This window comes from Paenibacillus sp. ACRRX (assembly GCF_022346885.1).
GTDB lineage: Bacteria > Bacillota > Bacilli > Paenibacillales > Paenibacillaceae > Paenibacillus_B.
On the sequence record NZ_JAKRNK010000006.1, the window covers coordinates 326,638 to 344,403 of the forward strand.

The 17,766-nt window shown below is 42.8% G+C and carries 15 protein-coding genes; 2 read left to right on the forward strand and 13 right to left on the reverse strand.

Annotated elements, in window-relative coordinates; translation table 11 throughout:
• Positions 1–318: 318 nt before the first annotated feature.
• From MH117_RS19000 to MH117_RS19035, 8 genes are all read right to left on the reverse strand, one after another.
• Positions 319–456, reverse strand: a complete 138-nt coding sequence (locus tag MH117_RS19000) for a hypothetical protein (protein WP_239331312.1) — start codon at positions 454–456, stop codon at positions 319–321.
• Positions 446–1,009 (reverse strand): hypothetical protein, encoded by a 564-nt coding sequence (locus tag MH117_RS19005; protein ID WP_239331314.1) that lies wholly within the window; start codon positions 1,007–1,009, stop codon positions 446–448. The genes MH117_RS19000 and MH117_RS19005 overlap by 11 nt, the downstream gene beginning before the upstream one ends.
• A gap of 200 nt (positions 1,010–1,209) precedes the next feature.
• Complete coding sequence (gene trpB / locus MH117_RS19010) at positions 1,210–2,370, reverse strand: tryptophan synthase subunit beta (RefSeq protein WP_239331316.1); 1,161 nt, start codon at positions 2,368–2,370, stop codon at positions 1,210–1,212.
• Between the two features lie 287 nt (positions 2,371–2,657).
• A complete protein-coding gene (locus MH117_RS19015; RefSeq protein ID WP_239331318.1) occupies positions 2,658–4,535 on the reverse strand; it encodes an FtsX-like permease family protein in 1,878 nt (625 codons plus the stop codon).
• Positions 4,510–5,280, reverse strand: a complete 771-nt coding sequence (locus MH117_RS19020; protein WP_239331320.1) for an ABC transporter ATP-binding protein — start codon at positions 5,278–5,280, stop codon at positions 4,510–4,512. Before MH117_RS19020 ends, MH117_RS19015 begins: the two co-directional genes overlap by 26 nt.
• Before the next feature lie 93 nt (positions 5,281–5,373).
• Positions 5,374–6,291, reverse strand: coding sequence for a sensor histidine kinase (locus MH117_RS19025; RefSeq protein ID WP_239331322.1), 918 nt, complete (start codon positions 6,289–6,291; stop codon positions 5,374–5,376).
• Positions 6,292–6,383: 92 nt separating this feature from the next.
• Positions 6,384–7,097: a response regulator transcription factor gene (locus tag MH117_RS19030; RefSeq protein ID WP_239331324.1), complete on the reverse strand. Its 714-nt coding sequence runs from the start codon at positions 7,095–7,097 to the stop codon at positions 6,384–6,386.
• Between the two features lie 365 nt (positions 7,098–7,462).
• A complete protein-coding gene (locus MH117_RS19035) occupies positions 7,463–8,290 on the reverse strand; it encodes a hypothetical protein (RefSeq protein ID WP_239331326.1) in 828 nt (275 codons plus the stop codon).
• A 197-nt stretch (positions 8,291–8,487) separates the two neighbouring features.
• Between MH117_RS19035 and MH117_RS19040 the strand changes: the two genes are divergently transcribed.
• On the forward strand, positions 8,488–8,820 hold the full coding sequence (locus MH117_RS19040) for a DUF1904 family protein (RefSeq protein ID WP_239331328.1): 333 nt from the start codon (positions 8,488–8,490) through the stop codon (positions 8,818–8,820).
• A 538-nt stretch (positions 8,821–9,358) separates the two neighbouring features.
• Here MH117_RS19040 and MH117_RS19045 read toward each other — a convergent pair.
• The 4 genes from MH117_RS19045 to MH117_RS19060 all read right to left on the reverse strand — a co-directional run bounded on the left by MH117_RS19045 (position 9,359) and on the right by MH117_RS19060 (position 13,577).
• Positions 9,359–9,550, reverse strand: coding sequence for a hypothetical protein (locus MH117_RS19045; RefSeq protein WP_239331330.1), 192 nt, complete (start codon positions 9,548–9,550; stop codon positions 9,359–9,361).
• Between the two features lie 22 nt (positions 9,551–9,572).
• Positions 9,573–9,896 (reverse strand): DUF2834 domain-containing protein, encoded by a 324-nt coding sequence (locus MH117_RS19050; RefSeq protein WP_239331332.1) that lies wholly within the window; start codon positions 9,894–9,896, stop codon positions 9,573–9,575.
• An 847-nt stretch (positions 9,897–10,743) separates the two neighbouring features.
• On the reverse strand, positions 10,744–11,952 hold the full coding sequence (locus MH117_RS19055; RefSeq protein ID WP_239331334.1) for a hypothetical protein: 1,209 nt from the start codon (positions 11,950–11,952) through the stop codon (positions 10,744–10,746).
• Between the two features lie 284 nt (positions 11,953–12,236).
• Entirely contained in the window at positions 12,237–13,577 is a 1,341-nt protein-coding gene (locus MH117_RS19060; RefSeq protein WP_239331336.1) for an erythromycin esterase family protein, read from the reverse strand.
• Positions 13,578–13,995: 418 nt separating this feature from the next.
• On the opposite strand from MH117_RS19060, the gene MH117_RS19065 reads away from it, so the two are divergent.
• Positions 13,996–16,257: a PQQ-dependent sugar dehydrogenase gene (locus tag MH117_RS19065; RefSeq protein WP_239331337.1), complete on the forward strand. Its 2,262-nt coding sequence runs from the start codon at positions 13,996–13,998 to the stop codon at positions 16,255–16,257.
• A gap of 366 nt (positions 16,258–16,623) precedes the next feature.
• Here the strand turns inward: MH117_RS19065 and MH117_RS19070 are convergent.
• A partial coding sequence (locus MH117_RS19070; protein WP_275444722.1) for a lacto-N-biose phosphorylase central domain-containing protein occupies positions 16,624–17,766 on the reverse strand: 1,143 nt, incomplete at its 5' end.

The window sequence follows — 17,766 nt, forward strand, 5'->3', positions numbered from 1 at the left end:
GGGTGATATTTAAAGATTTGTCCCGAGATGCCGTTTCCCCCCCTGATCTAAATCCAAAATTAGACACGAGGATGCTTCAAAATCGGTAAACGGAATCCATTTTTTGCTCCCAATTAGAGGTTTGATCCGAGCTTCGTCGATCCATTCCACCTGCTCCTCGTCCTCAAACAAATCATTCATCATGGACCATGTTTCGATGATATCCGAGATAGACATAAAGGAGTTATAACCGATAAAAGGTACTTGCTATTGTTGTCCGTTCCATGTCGACAGAAAGTTGCGAAAATGAATTGGTAGTTGAACGTTTAATGTACTTTCCTAAAGGATTAGTTCTTGCTCCGTAGCAGGAGGGTTAACGGTAGAATAAATCGATTGCGATATCGTTTCAATTTGTTTTAGAATACTTCCCCATACGCCGTTAGCCATGCATGGTCCACCGCCACTTTTAAAATTCATATTTCCCAAATCTATTTCTGAGAGCTTCTTCGTATGGTATCCACTCCGAGTCACTCCATAAAGACAAATTTACAAGTTCCGACAGCTTATCTACGACTTGTGCTGGGCTATTGATCTTTATCAAAGCGTCAAGATCCTCATTACGGATATCCAACGCTGCTCGCAGGTAATCATCATTAAGACGCTCTTCTTTGAGTTCATATTCATCCCTCGCCCACTGTTCGCAAAAGATTCTTTCGGCCTGGATCTCTCCACCCTCGAAAATCGACAACTCGAATATTTCCTCATTTATATACCCGGCAGTCATCACCGGTCCCTCGATAAGTCGGGACAACGTAATGCCGATCTTCTTCACAGTCCCCCATACGAAATAATCGTGGAGCACGCTGATCCAGTTCTCATTGCTTTTGCTTACATACATGACAACTTTGGTCACCTGAGCTTCATTTTTACCTAGTGCTTTGAGATGCGCCTTACTTAACTCTCTTAATACTTCGATAGTCTGCTCAAGGTTTTTCGACCTGATATGCAAATTTGCAAATGATCTTCCCACAGGTAACCTCCTACGACTAAGGCTGTTTTATGCTCATTACCTAATCTAGTAGCCCTATATAATTAGTATCTTATATTCATTATAGTGATCGTTTGTCCAAATTCCACCTACTTTTTACCTGAATTATGGAAATATGTACGATTCACTCCTCATACAATCAAAAGGCGCCCCATGGACGCCTTTTGTCTTGCACACCTGTTTTATTTGAGCATTTGATATACTTGCTCAACATCCTTATCCCCACGGCCAGACAGATTGATGATGATAATTTGATCCTGGCCCATCATCGATGAAAGCTTCTTTGCGTATGCAATCGCATGCGCACTCTCCAGGGCAGGAATGATTCCCTCTGTGCGGGACAGCTCCTGGAAGGCCTCCAGCACTTCCTCATTGGTGACGGTTGCATATTCAGCCCGGCCCGTCACTTTCAGCTGGCTATGCTCCGGCCCAATGCCCGGATAGTCAAGTCCTGCTGCAATTGAATAGGTCTTCTTAGGCTGGCCTTCCTCATCCAACAGCACTAAACACTTGAATCCATGAATGATGCTCGGTACTCCTTCGGTTAAGGATGGCGCTTGATCGGGCTCAACACCAATCAAGCGAACGGTCGGCTCGTCGATGTAGTGCGCGAATGCGCCAATCGCATTGCTGCCGCCACCTGTGCAGGCCACTACCGCATCCGGCAGACGTCCTTCTTTCTCCATAATCTGCTGCTTTGATTCTTCGCTAATAATCGCCTGAAAGTGCTTGACCATCGTCGGAAATGGATGCGGCCCTACTGCGGAACCTAGCAAATAAAACGTATTTTCATAGTTGCGAACTAGATCGTCCAGCGCTTCATCTACCGCATCCTTCAGTCGACCTTGGCCTTTATGAACCGGTACAACCGTCGCTCCGAGCAGCTCCATTCGAAACACGTTAAGCGCCTGCCGGCGTGTATCTTCCGCTCCCATGTAAATGACACATTCCATATTAAACATGGCGCAGGCCGTTGCTGTAGCAACGCCGTGCTGTCCGGCACCAGTCTCAGCGATAATCCGTTTCGCGCCCATCCGCTTAGCGAGCAGGATTTGGCCAATAGCGTTGTTGATCTTATGCGCTCCGGTATGATTCAGATCCTCGCGCTTTAAGTAAATCTTCGGGCCACCCCAAGCTTTGGTCAGCCGCTCCGCATACGTCAGTGGATTCTCGCGACCAACATATTCGCGCAGGTAATAGCGAAGCTCTTCCTTAAAATCAGTGTCGTCTCTAAACTTGTAAAATTGCTCACTCAAATAACTCAAAACTTCCTGCAATTCTGGCGGGACGAAGCTGCCCCCAAACTCTCCGAAGTATCCCTCTTGCTGCAATTGTTGGTCCATAAGTAAGCCCCTCCACCAATCGAAATAGAAATAGAATTGGAAATCTACACCTAGCATTTTACCATAAATTACTTCAGGTCTGAATTGCTCTAGACCTCCCTACAATGATATTTTAATCTACGTTCTATGCACTTTTGATAAATACATGCCTAGTGCTTGCCATTCGTACAATCAGGTTTGTATGGAAACACATGACGGTTTTTTTACTTCATAAAAAAAGTTCCTAAATTTCTTTAGGAACTAAACACATTTTTCTAAATTAGAAGGATGTACCGGATTGAAGCTAGTTAAGCCTCTTCCAATAGACTTCTCAAATAGCGAGAACGAAGAAACAAGAAGTAAATGGACCACGCTACTAGAAATAAAAATATAATACTCGTTGCGAAACTTCCTATGGAAGTGGACACTCGTGTTTGTAGCATTTGCAGTGCAAATACGGAATGTAGTGCTGCGAGTATGACAGGGATAAAGAAAAGGATCGCTAACTGTACCGTGATAATCTGATTCACCTCGCGGTTAGTCATGCCTATTTTCCGCAGCTTTCTGTACTTCCCTTTTTCCTCCTGAACATCGGTATAAAAGCGGAAGTAAATAAAGCTTCCAGCCGCAATAAAAAACACGATACTGATAAATGTCCCCACAAAGAGCATTAATTTGTAAGTTAATTGATCCGTCTGGTACCAGTCCGGTGATGAACGATACTTAAACGCACTCCAATCGGTTCCAATTTGGGCATTAATTTTTTCTGCTGCTCTCGATGCCTCTGTCCAATCCGGAACTAAATAACCATAATACACTCCTTTGTTTAATACAGAATCCTGTTTCTCGAAATCTGTATCATTTAATACATACAATTTTCTATACGAGCCCTCTGGAAATAGGTTGTCTTGGACAGCATCGATAATCCGAAGTGAATTGCTTCCCAAGTGTACGGCTTCATGCTCCTTAATCGTTATACGGGTATTTGCTTTGTTTGTCCACACGGGGACTTCAATAGCTTCTCCAGTTTGTAACTGCAATGGTTCGCGGTTCAACAATTCCGCAATCCGATTATAACCTTGATTGGATATTGCTCCGGTCTTCTGACTTGAATCGCTGTCGAACTCTAGGAATGGTACCGAGACTGTCGTATACAACAGCCCTTCTTCAGCTAATATTGAGGAAATGATAGCAAGATTTTGATCACGGTGAGCATCAGAAGAATAGGAGGAATAATTGAACGGTATCGGATAGCTCTTCGCGTATTCCTCGTCTACCGACTGATAAATGGCAAAAAAAGTTGCCATTGTCGTGAATGATACCGTGCAGGTAATGGTGATAACAAACAATAATCGAGCGTTATCTTTCATACGATAAACCAAGTCTGTAATCCAAACTAAGTTCGTTTTGTGAAAAAATAATGGTGGAAGGGATGTCAATCGCATTAAGATAAATACACTAAGCTGAGAATAGAACAGGTAAGTTCCTGCTGAAACCAATATCGCGATAACGCCCAAGTCATAAGGGATCGCAAATTCTAATACGACAATGAGATAACCTGCCGCAATCCATATGAATCCTGTTATGGAGAGCCATAAAGATGCTTTAGGTGGATCTTTTGGCTTTTGATTCCCTTTAAGGAGTTCAATGATCTCCTTAGATCTCACTGCAAACGGGGCGAGCTTAGAGATCAAGCCAAATATGATTAGAAAGCAGGTTATTGTCAAAATAATCGCTTTCACTGGCATGTAAAATTCGAGTTCTGAAACTTCCAGAATCATCGAAGCGAACATTAAAAAATATTTCGATAAAAAAAGTCCAGCGGTGATTCCTGTCACCATTGCTGTAAGCCCAATAATGATATTTTCCCATGAAATCAGTCGATTCAATTGCTTGCGTGTAGCACCTAACATCATCAACAAACCAATTTCTTTTGATCGCATCTTCAAAAAAGTCCCCACTGAATACAGGATAAACAGTAATGAAAATATGGAGATCGCAAATTCTCCTGCAGACAGAACAGCATGAACGGGGCCGGAAGTGAAACTCTCTCCGATCTTAGGATGAAACAGGTTCACAGCAAATAGAAAAAAGACCAATATGGAAAAGGTGCTGCTGAGAAAGTAGGCTAGGTATGCTTTGTAATTTCTTTGCACGTTTTTAATTGCGAATTGTCGAAAAGTCACGAGAATCGCCTCCCATAAAGGACAACACTTCCATAATGTTGCCATAGAAGTCGTTCTGATGTTCCCCCCGATAAATCTCGTTATATATAGAACCATCGCGAATGAAAATAATTCGGTCGCAATAACTCGCAGCTGTTGGATCATGAGTAACCGTTAATATTGTTGCTCCCATTTCGCGATTAATATTGCGCAACAACTCCATTACAGCACGAGATGATTTGATGTCCAAGTTTCCCGTTGGTTCGTCCGCAAGTACTAGTGCCGGTTCATGAATGATGGCTCTTGCAATGGCTGCACGTTGGACTTGTCCTCCCGATATTTCATAGGTACGCTTGTCGAGAATATCAGTAATCCCCAAAATTGGAGCAATGGCGTTTAACCGTTCATTCATTTTCCTTACAGCTACTCCGTCCAGCGCTAATGGCAGGAAAATATTTTCCCGTAAGGTCAACGTATGTAATAGATTGAAGTCCTGAAACACAAAGCCTAGTTCGCGGCGCCGAAACACAGCCAATTGCTCAGATGGTAGTTGATGTGGTTCTTTTCCATTGATGACAACCGCTCCAGTGGTTGGATGGTCAATTGTCGAGACGACATTCAACAGCGTTGTCTTTCCGCTCCCCGATGGGCCCATAACGCCAACAAATTGACCTTTCGGTACGATGAAATCTATAAGTTTTAATGCCTGGCAAGACACTTTTCCCTCATAAATTTTTGATATTTTACTGATTTCCAGCATATTCATGTGTGAACTCGCTCCTTTCTTTCCTTACTCTAAGGTTATAAGAAAGGAAGGGATGCCGCTATCGTTCTAAATAACATCAACATTACAAATCAGTCACCTTGTCGAATCAGGATGATAGGGCAATGGAAAATCAATCTTGACTTCCGTTCCTACTCCTAAAGAGGATTGGATCGAAACCTTGTGACCTAACTCATCACAAATTTTCCGGACGAGATATAAACCGATGCCCGTGGATTCACCATATTTGCGTCCGTTGGCACCAGTAAAATACAAGTCAAATACTCTAGGAAGGTCTTGAGGGGAGATGCCTATGCCTTCATCGTTTACGGTCAATGTAATGAACGCTCCTTGTCGACGTACCAATATCCTGATCTGACGATTTCCACCATCAGAATATCGGATGGAATTGGTAACCAGTTGCGTCAGTACAAACTTCAGCCATTTGCGATCCGAAAGAACGGTGGCATCCCCTTGCACATCGGCTGAGGGGAAGATGTGTTGGTGAATAAAGTGACTTTTTAAGTCGTTAATGACTTCAAACACCAGCGGCTCTATGGGCACCGTTTGAATATAGAAATCCTGTCGAAAAGAGGACATTCTTGACAAGGTCAGAATCATATTTAACTGGTACTCCATACGGGCGATCTCCATTTGCATTTCCTCCGCCCCCTCCGAGTCCTCACGATCCTGAACAATCAGATGCAAAGCGGAAAGCGGTGTTTTGAGCAAATGGACAAAACGATTCATAAAATCAATCTGCTCCTGTTTTTCCTGTATGGATCTTTCCTTTTCGCTCTGCAATAACTGATATTGCCTTGCAAGTCCTCTCTTGAAAGTATGAAGCAACGGTGATGTAACGTCCATTTGCAAAAAAACCTTTGCATCTTTCAAATCGGGAATATTGCTCAGCCACTTATAGCCGCCGCGTCCAGCCACATAACGGAATATCAGATAAATCAGCAGCATAAAAATACTCACTAGAAAGAGATACACGATATTGCTTGCAACCATATTTACATCCAACCAGCGAAATGTCGAATATAAAAATATAAACTGTATGATATGAAGTATGATATAGGAAGTATTATCTTTAATAAATAACTTCACTCTTTGGCCACCTCGTTCCAAGAGACATTCAAACGATAGCCTAACCCCTTGACGGTTTCAATGGCATTTTCTATTCCGAGTTCGGTGAACTTCTTGCGTAACCGGGCTACATTTACATTCAGTGTGTTCTCGTTAATGAATTCTTTTTCGTCCCACATCCGTTCAAATATTTTCTCCCGCTTTACCGTACGTGGATACTTGTGGATAAGAAGGTCTAGAAGATCACCCTCTTTTTTCATAAGTGATATTTTTTGCTGTCTGTAATGTAGTTCTGGACGTTCGGGGAAAAATGTTACTCCATAAAAATGAACTTGCCGTTCGGTATCAGCACCTCCGATTGATAATTCCCCATACGAACGGCGGATTTGACTTTTCACTTTGGCAACGATGACATCATAGTAAAAAGGTTTAGTTACAAAATCATCTCCACCGTACTCTATTGCCATCACCTGATCCAATTCTCCTGTTCGAGCAGAAATAAAAATAATGGGACAAGGTGAAATTTTTCGTATTTGTTTGCACCAATAGTATCCATCAAATTTAGGCAGATTCACATCCAGCAAGACGAGATGAGGCATGATTTGTTCAAAGGCTTGATCTATGGCATCAAACTGCTGTGTCACAATAGGTTGATATCCGTATTTGTCCAAATGATTGGATAGAAGCTCGGCAATTCGCTGATCATCTTCTACAATAAGAATCCGGTACATAAATCCTCCCTCCACACGCTTGGGTCATTTTGATCCGTACCAATTGCAGGTTATTCACTAACATTATAGATGAAATTGAGCAGACTTTGTAAAATAACGGAAACCATCTCATGTGTTGAGGCTTAGCTAATAAATAAAAGTGCCTGTCCTGCAATACCTTATAGCAATTACAACGCCTCAGTATACAAGTTCGTAGCTGTCATAATCGCTAATAAAACGGCAGCGCTACCGTTCATTCTCATAGTTTAATAACAAGGGTTATTGGCAAAAAATAAGAAGGAGCTTATCACGACGTGACAGCTCCTAAAAATCTAATGGGTTAAAATAAACAAGATTCTGTTTTCTCCGTTCCCTTAAATTGTGCTCTACGATGTGCTAAGCAAAGAAGGCCATACCGAAATTTTCTCACGGCAGGAAGGACATAAGGTTTCCCCCGCTAAATAAGGCAGGTGTCCAGCCAATGTTTGTTCTCCAATCGATGCGGCACGCTCCGCTAATGTCCGTATTTCTTCATCTACAAATGACGTGACCGGAACAATCACATGTGGTTCCTGACCTGTGTGAAAGACGGGGTCGCGTTCATAAGCTTGAAGAATTCCTGCACAATCTTCATTAGGCCAGATGAATACATCTTGCTCGCAGGCAGGACACACGGCCACATACTCATCACCTTCACTAAATGTCATCAACATGTTGGCAGGGAGATATGAGCCGCGATAAGCAGCATCCGCAACAAGAATGTAACGCTTCTCGGTATCATCTATGGATTGTTGGGCAGTGTAGGCTAATACTTCCTCTGTAAGCGCTCGGAGCTTGCCAATTGCCTCTACATAGTCACCATATATTTCCGAACAAACGGAGCTGCCCACATCCTCAGCTAGTTCAGCCCAAGATGCCGGGAATGGCGCCTCATCCCGCTCACCACGGCTTACCTCAATGATTCCGCAATTGATATACAGCTCTTTGCGCACTTCTGCATCCGATGTGGAGCATGCCAGCTGTGCCAAATACGGCATCGCCGCGTAGGTAGCCGTATATATCGTATTTTGATGGAACAAATACTCCTGAAAGAGTTCGTCAAAAATCTCCTGGCTGTATTCCTGCACTAGCTGCTGCAATAACACAGGCGCGTTGTCTGCAAAACCGTACGCTCCTGTAAGTTTTCCCCATACATCGCTATTCCACTTTAGCAAGGCTTCCCTCCGTTCCACATTAACAACTTTATCCTTTCTACTAATTGTATCACAAACAAACACTAGAATTAGTGCCTGATACCCTACACTTCCCTCTTAACTCAACAGCTATTCTCTGATTGCCATAGACAGACTTGTACATTTACAATAAGAAAATGACAAAGACTAAAGTCAGATTGACAGGAGGAGGATATTAGATGCCGCAATTAATTTTTAGAGGAATTCCAGCCGAGGGCATACGTGCAATTAGCATCCCTCTCGTAGAGGAAATGGCCGCAATTTGCCAATGCGGAACGGATAATTTCACTTTAGAGTGCCTGCACGTCACCGCTATATTCGACGGGAAATATACCGATTCGTACCCTTTCATCGATGTATGGTGGTTTGAGCGGGGGGAAGAAGTGCGCGATAAGATGGCAGAGGCGATCGATAGGCATGTCCGTTCTCTCGGTATACCCGATTTGGAGATTTCCTTCCGGGTTGGCCGCGAGGACAATTTTTATATGAACGGACGCCGTTATGATTCGTAGCTAATAACAATGCGAGTGGCGACAAATACGGGACCTCCAGCACGTTGATTCTATCCTTGCCGCCTTGACATAGAATACCGGATACGCCTAGACCGTTTACAAGCAGGTTGCCGACAACTCGGTCAATAAATTATTATTTAGTCGCGCAGAAAGCAATTAACTGCAACAAATCCTGAGGATCACATATTTGCTGTACCAAAGCCAAAAACTAGCAGACCCGTATAGACAAGAAGGCGACCCTTATTTGGGTCGTCTTTCTAGCTTCTAGAAATAGTTAAAATTGCTAAATACGAAAATGTCAGAGATGCTCTTCATGACGGGAATTTTTCAGACTAGATTCCGAGGCCTTCCGATCTTCAAATTATTACTTGTTCTATATCATCACATTTTTCACTAGTCGGCTGATATAAAGAGTGAAGCTTGTATTCGCTTTAAACTTGCTCGTACCCAAAACCGTTGCTGTCACTCGTGGTACGGGTCACCGCACTGTCTGTAACGGCAAGTTTTCATACTAAAACAGATTCTAGTGGACAACCCTTCAAATCATTTGCAGGAAACCCTTTGCCCCGTACCGCTGGTACTTCGACTTCAACATCAGGCCCATGTGTTTGGAGAACGTTTTGAAGTTTATGATCCATGCCCCTGCATTCGAGATTACATTCTTTGCTGCGTCGATGGCATCATGACGTTCAAGAAATGTCGAACATTTTAAACTAATTCGTTTAACCATGTTTCCGTTCCCGTCTTGGATGTTATTTTAGAATGTTTTTCTCCAAGTGTAATTGTCGAAGAAACAAAAACAAGGGAAGACCCAGTGAAGGACCTACCAGTAGTGTACCTGCAATCGGCAGCCATAAATATTTCATTCTCTTTCTGGTGCCTTCTAACAGAATGAATCCCATAAGCACGATCGCGGTAACTAAAACATCCATCCATGCAAAAGCTCCGATACGCGTGCTGGTTATGGCTTTAAATAGAAGAGTCAAATCGAGGCCATTGTGCACGACCCAAGGGATGAATTGCGAATAGGGCAAGACGAGTCCCAAAAAAGCTAATACTCCATAAAAGTACTTCATTTATAACCCTCCATTATTTTGTAATTTCAAAAAGCTTGCAAAAGTCCGTTTGCTCCATCTTCGCTGCTACGCGCGCCCCGGCCTCAACCCATGTCCTTCAAGGCTCCGTTCCAATCCTGCTGCGCGATTTTTCAAAAAACTTGCCCCTACTTATGGTACGGTTCACCGTTACTAATCTTCAATTTATATGCTCATTACTTCAATGCAAAAGGCAGCTGATTGTTTGACCAGCTCATTGTTCAACTATCGTGTCCTGTTACCTCAATCGACATTACGCGCCTGGTCCTACAGCTAGAATTGTCTTGGGAAGACCAAAGACGGCAGCCCGCAGCGTAGATACAGAGTTATGTGAAGCAGCATCTCATCAGAAAACGAACTTGAATTCTCATATTTCACTTCTATAATTTATTCTGTTACCTCGCTATGTTCCTCATGCAGCTGCAATATTTCGATGTCATTAAAATTAGTATATATCCTGAATTTATTATTTTTCCAAGAGGTTTCGCCTAATGCCTTATTCGCGAACTTTGAGAATAATTCCATATGTTGAGTATTCGCGAAATTACTGAGTTATCCTGTCCGTTTGTTTAATCGATTAGTTATGATCACAACTTTCATGATTAATGACCTCACCTTTGCCCTACCATCTATCGGGAATGAGTTCAAGTCCTTGTCATTTAATCTTGACAAAAACCTTATCACTAAATGAAAAAGCCGCGATTCTCGCGGCGAGTAATAAAATAATATTCTTGTCAAACGACATTTTTAACATAAATAAGAAGAAAAACAAGCGCTGGTGGCTCACTGTTGTAGACTGCCAGGATAGGCTGTATCTATATACCACTCTTTATTTTATTTTCTTCCAATCCACACCATTAGAAGAAATTGCCACTTCCTTCGCGTTATAACCGATAAACATTTTACCTGATTGAATGACTTCCATCTTATTCATAATGTTTAATTTCGTTTCTTTCCAGTTCAGCTTATCTTTGGACGTTAATAATCGAGTGCGTATAACTCCAGAGCTGTACCAGTATTGTGTAAACACATAATACTGGTTATTTAGCTGAAAGATAGGCGTACGATAATCATCATTACTGTACTTATGAAAAATAGCTGCACTTTTCTTGAAATTAAAAGTAATTCCATCCCTTGAGGTCAATTGATTAGAATACATGTCAAATAAACTAATAATTCCTTTGTCTATTGGCTGCTCTTCATATACATAGTAATTCCGTTCCGGTACGAATTTTCCGGTTGCTATATCGGTCGTATTCCAAGTATAAAACAGCTTTTTGTTTACGGCTCCGGATCGAAGCTTCCAATTAATTAGGTCCGAAGAGGTGTAAACAATAAGCTCTGCTCCTACATCGTCCTTTGGGTTAACCAAAAAATGATTGATTTCAGTTGTTTTTTTGTAATTATAATATGAATGTCCGCCTGCGATGGCTGAATACCCGCTTCCATTCCACCATATAATTATGGGGCTACCCGTCCATAGGATATCGTTGATAGATCCCTTCTGAACCCAATTTAAACCGTCTGGTGAAGTAAATACATATACCTTATTCGACTTTTCACTTGTTGCCAACAGAATCCGAGTACCGTGCACGATCTGGATGTTCCCGATCCCAAGCTTTAATCCATTATCTGCTTCTAAGGTGAATGGCGTCCAATTCACAGCATCGGTAGAATAATAATGGCTTTCTCCATTAAATGTGTACGAATTGGATAAATAATATACACCTTGGACAATCCGAATCTGATGGTATATAGCAGATGAGGGCAGACTACGAGATACCCACGTTTTTCCATAGTCTCGAGTGATGTTTAAGTATTTATCTGATATGGTAAGAATTTCTCCTTTACCATCTGCAGTGATACTATTGATCGCATCTTTCGTCGCGCGTTGAAAAGCAACTGGAAATGTAACAACTTGCTGAGTTGTATTCAAGTTTAACTCTTCAGCACTTGCCGTATCGGAGTTACTAGACATGGAGATAATCACTATTACGATTGAACTGATAATAAAATAAATCCATTTGTTAGTTTTCATTATTTCTCCTTCTGTAAAGTATAGTTATTGGGATAAATTGAGTCATTATTATACATTATAGGATTTTCTTATTTATGAACAGATAAACACATCTAGTTATTACATATATAGGGTTTCATAATTGTAATACTTCGCATTTTCATCTTGTCAAATTGGTAGTCTATGTAACTAATAAATATCCTATCCACTAAGACGTCATGCAAAAGAGCTACCATGCGGCAGCCCCTTCATTTTAAACATCTGTAACCACACTTGTAGTTCCATAATCTTATCGTTTTGCTTTATCATTTTTTCTCACTAAACTGAGACGGACTGGTTTCACGGATGTGGAAAAGGATATCGAACTGTTCCGACAGAGATGCATTAAAATACTGCGGCCGATCAGGGATGATTTGAGCGATGCCGTCAAAGAACGGCTGCTCTTTTTGTGCCCATTCCTTTGCCTGATCCTTAAGATTGCGAACATCCAGCATAAACATTTCATATGGAACTTCGCCAAACTTATAGTTGGAGCTGTTCACGTCCTGCTGAATCGTATCTGTCGCAAGCTTGCCTTCGCTGAAGGCGGTGAATTTCCCCTTGGTTGTGGTAGTTCCGATGGCCACATATTGATCGCCAAAGCGCTCGTTCAAGAACTGCCCCGCCACTTTCGGGTACATTTCCTTATCAATTACGCCTTTTGCTACATGGATATTATGTCCCCACACCATCGTTTTACCGCCAAATGCTTGCTGGGCCCATTCTGCATGATCGGCTAAGTATTGATCGTGCAGCGTTACAATCTGTGCATAATCGCTAGGAATCATCATTGCCGTGAAATTCTCGATCACCTTAGCCGTCCCCTTCACCCATACAAGCTCGGATGCGGCATTTTCATTGTTCATCTGTTCCGTCTTATTTTCGAGCAATTTTACAACTTTGGCTGCATTCGCATTGAATTTCTTCTTCTTCTCAGGTGTAAGCTTCATATATTCCGGCAAGCCTACAGCCGCAGCTGGTAACTCCTTATAGCTTTCCTCGACTTCGGACAGTATTTCAGGATGATGCAGTTTCACATAGTCAATCACTTTATGAAAGACAGCTGGCTCAAAAGTCTTCAAGTCGAGTCCGATAAATTGGATTTTCTTCTCGTGTGCTGGGTCAGCGTTATAGTCCTTCATCCATTCAACCATCGCAACAATCTCATCGGCTGGGTACAGCAGCTTCAAAAATTCTCTTGGATTCCCCTTTCCTGTGTGGATATATTCATTCAGCTTTAAGCCATTGCCCCAATCCTCTTCGATTCCGAAATTCGTAAAACCCATCTCGGTAACTAAAAACTTGACGAGACGAAACTTCATTGTAAATATTTCAGAACTTCCGTGTGAAGCTTCTCCTAATCCCACATAATTGGCGTTCCCAATCATGTCTTTGAACGGCATCATATCATCGAATGGCTGCATAGGATCGATCGTCTTTAGCGCCTTTGCTTGTGAATGAATTGACTCAACCACACTCAACTTGACAGGTTGAGCGACTACGGTAGGTTCCACCTGTTTATCCTCCTTCTTCTCCCCACACCCTACAGCCAGCATAGATGCTCCAATCATGATAGATATCCCTGCATATACCATTTTCTGTTTCATTTGTTTCCACCTTTTCTCGTGTTGTAATATTGTTCACTGGTACGTTTTCTATTTTATTTTTTAAATCTCTCAATTTTCTAACTTGATTCTTACGAAATCATTAAGTTATTTCTGAATGTAGGCACCCCCTAATCATAGGTCCCTTTTCAATGCGAAACGAAGAACATTACAACTAGGAAGAAAGCAAGATCCGATCAACGATTATCTTGAATTTAAAGGCGAGCACGCACAAATATCGCTCCGCAAGAAAGAGAATAAACGAATGCATTGGTTGCTTTTAATCAAAATTTAATAATTGTTTTCGGTTAAATAAGTTCCATTTTAGATGAATATGGTAAAATATAGATCGAAAGTTTTAAGTAGTTTATTTTTTTAGGGGAGGAGGATTTCATCCAAAATCTAAATAGGAGGTGTAGCAATGATTACACGAAGCAAAATGATGGCTTTGAGTCTCTGCTTTTGTATGCTGCTCGCTTTATTACCTACATCAGGTAACGCCAAGGCAGAGGTTAATGTCGCAGGTATGACAGATGTTGTACCGAATCCGTGGAAGCAGCAAAATATCGGTTCTCCCGCATTAGCGGGCAGCGCTTCTTACGATCCGGGGGTTGATCAATTTACTGTAAGCGGCGCTGGCACAGACATCTGGGGCAAGTCAGATCAGTTCAATTATCTCTATCAGCCCTGGACGGGAGACGGCGCTATTATTGCCCTTGTCTCTTCTCAGAGCAATTCACACGATTTTGCGAAGGCAGGAATCATGATCAGGGAAACGTTGAACCCCAACTCCAAGCATGTCGATTTGCTATTAACGCCTTCCAACGGGTTCACGTTCCAATACCGGACTGATACGGGCGGAACATCTCAGAGTATTAAAATTGCTTCGACGAGCCCGGCCTGGATAAAGCTTGAACGCAAAGGCAATGTGATCAAAGGATATGTATCCAACAACGGGTTGAACTGGGGCGATTTGGGCAACTTGACTCTTAATATGAATGCTTCGCTGTATGTTGGATTGGCTGTCACCAGCCATAATGTATCCAACTTAAGCACGGCCACCTTTGACAAGGTAAAAGTCAATGCCACCGGTGATGTATTCCCCCCTACAGAACCAACAAACTTGCAAGCAAACCGTATAACGGATACAACTGCGAACATATCCTGGACCGCATCGCTGGATGATGTTGGGGTAAAGGGCTATGACTTATACAAAGATAATGTCCTGACACAAGCGAATGTCAAGGATACTACCTACACCTATACCGGATTAACACCGGATACCACCTATCAATTCACAGTCAAAGCTAAAGATGCGGTAGGAAATATATCCAATGCCAGCAGCCCTCTCACCGTGAAGACGACAAGCCAAACCGATACGCAGGCCCCAACTGCTCCAACAGGACTTGTAAGCCCAAGCAAAACATCTTCGTCAGTCAATCTAACCTGGACGGCATCTACAGATAACGTAAGCGTCTATGCGTACGACATTTATAAAAATGGCACACTCGCCGGAAACACGCCTACGACATCTTTTAATGCAACAGGACTTACAGCAAATACCTCATATACCTTCACCGTTAGAGCAAGGGACTTAGCAGGAAATATATCTGCAGCTAGCAATGCGTTGTCTGTCAAAACCAACCCCACCTCTTCCGATCCTTATACGCCAGAGGTTGTCGCTAACAACTTGGAAACACCATGGGCTGTTGATTTTGCATCAGATGGGCGGATTTTCTTCACCGAACGCAACAGCGGCAGAGTTCGTGTCATTGTGAATGGGAAGTTGAAATCCACGCCAGTCATTACGCTAGGCTCGCCTTTCTATTACATGCCTAAGAGCGAAGGCGGCTTGTTGGGACTCGTCCTCGATCCTAATTTCACCACCAATCATTATATGTATATCTACCATTCCTACAAAACATCAGACAACAAAGTTGCCAATCAGGTCGTTCGGCTTAAAGAGAATAACAATATCGCTACGGTAGACAAAGTCCTGATTACGAACCTTCCAGGTGCGGTCTATCACAATGGCGGTCGGCTGAAAATAGGTCCCGATAACAAGCTGTATTTCGCCGACGGCAATTACGGTAACAAAGACGATACACTTACTTATCTCGGCGGGAAAATATTCCGACTGAATTTAGACGGCACCATTCCTAGTGATAATCCGTTTGCCTCCTCTCCCATTTATAGCCGTGGACACCGGAATCCTCAAGGATTAGCCTGGCAGCCAGGAACAAATCGTCTCTTTGCATCGGAGCACGGTGAATCTTCTAAAGATGAGATTAACTACATTCAACCCGGCAACAATTACGGTTGGCCTAAATATGAGGGTGGGAATCAAAATCAACCAGGGATTACACCTCCGCTCATTTATGCGAATGGCACAACATGGGCGCCTTCGGGTATGACTTTTGTAACTCAAGGGCCGTGGTCAGGGAACCTGCTTGTTACCAATTTAAAAGGCAAACAGATCATTCGTATGATCATTGGAGAGCAGAACGGCAAACCGACGATCAAGAGCAGTGATCTTACTTACTTGTTTGTGAATAAATATGGACGCATTCGCGACATTGTCGAGGCACCAGACGGATCACTCTATTTCGTTACCAGTAACAATGGCGACAAAAACGGTGACGGCAGCCCGGATAAACTTATTCGATTAGCACCTAACTTCTAGCGAATATGAATTATACGACTTGGCCTGCTTAAGCTTCTAGATTAAGGATAGACCTCTTATAGCAATAGGGGGTCTATTCTTCATTCATCTTGAAACGAGCAGTGTAATTATGAAATTCACAAATTATTCGCTGATCAGCATTATTGCAGTTGTCATTCTCTTGACGGGATGTGAGAGTGAATCGAAAAGGAGTTCTCATTTAGAAAAAGAGGCATGTTGTCAATGAGCAGCCATCATATAAAAAAATAGGTATCACTCGCACAATTAGATTGCACAATTGATACCTATTTAATATTGAAATTTTCAGTGGCCTCGTCACGATGTGTATGTTAATTACATCTGTTCTCCAAGGCATGTTACGTAATCTTAAATATTAAACCAGCGCAATTCGCCGCCCTTTAGCTCCAGTTCAAAGCTATTGCCATTCGCATACACCGTGGTGTTCCGTGGCTCAGGCGTATTGTTGACAACGCAATACGTTCCTGTTTCTGGATAAACATGAATTTCCGTATGGGCATCCGAACTAAACCAGTTGTGCAATTCTCTATCTTTGCTGCATGACCACAGTAGTGCACGATGTAACAAACGGGCGTTTTCCGCACTATACGGTAGTCCACCAATATAAACGCAGCGACCGTTAAAGTAACTATTAACAGCTAACTGCACCTCTTTATCCTTACAAGTTAGAATATCAGCGCTAGTCGCATATACATTTTTCTTACCTTCACCAAAGTTAATGTCACCATCCATATCGGCGGTTATAAAGTGAGACGGCTTGACGTCCCAATTGTATTTATCGTAACCGAGGGTGAACCCGCGTTCTAGCTCCACACCTAGAGCATCGCCTAGCTGGAAGAAGCGCCCCTGATGTTGGGCAGCGGAAGGTTCGCCTACACCGATAAAACCGCCGCCACCAGCAATAAATGCGCGGATTTGCTCAACAATATACGGATCTGTCCAGTTATCGCCGCCGCCATGAGCGGTGCCAGCGTCACCGACGTTAATAATAACATCAATATCATCTAACAACTGCGGCTGCTCACGAATGTCGTCAAAGCTTATGAACGAAACATCGAACGGAGCGCCGCTCAAAATTTCTATAATACCTGCATAGCTGTAGTTTTGTTTCTGATACAGCGCATGATGCACCATGTGGCAGCCCCAAGAGCGCATTTTCCCCCAGCTATTCAAGACGGCAACTTTAGCTAAGCAGAGCGGCTTCGTGCGCGCCTTCTCATATAAATCGCGGAATTCATCCGCTACTTGCGATACATAATCAACAAAGTCTGGGAAGTCCAGCGCCAGCTTCAAGTAACCGCCATAGCCAATACGATCTACAGGCTTACGCAAGATCGCACGCCGTGCTGTTAACCAGTTCTCTTGCGCTTCTGCCGTTGGATTGCCACCAGGATGGAACGTATCCGGGAAGAAGTATGGCAAGAAGCGCCCTTCTGTATATTTCACCCCAGGAATGTCGCTAATTAGGCGCAGTGTCGAACCATTACCGAC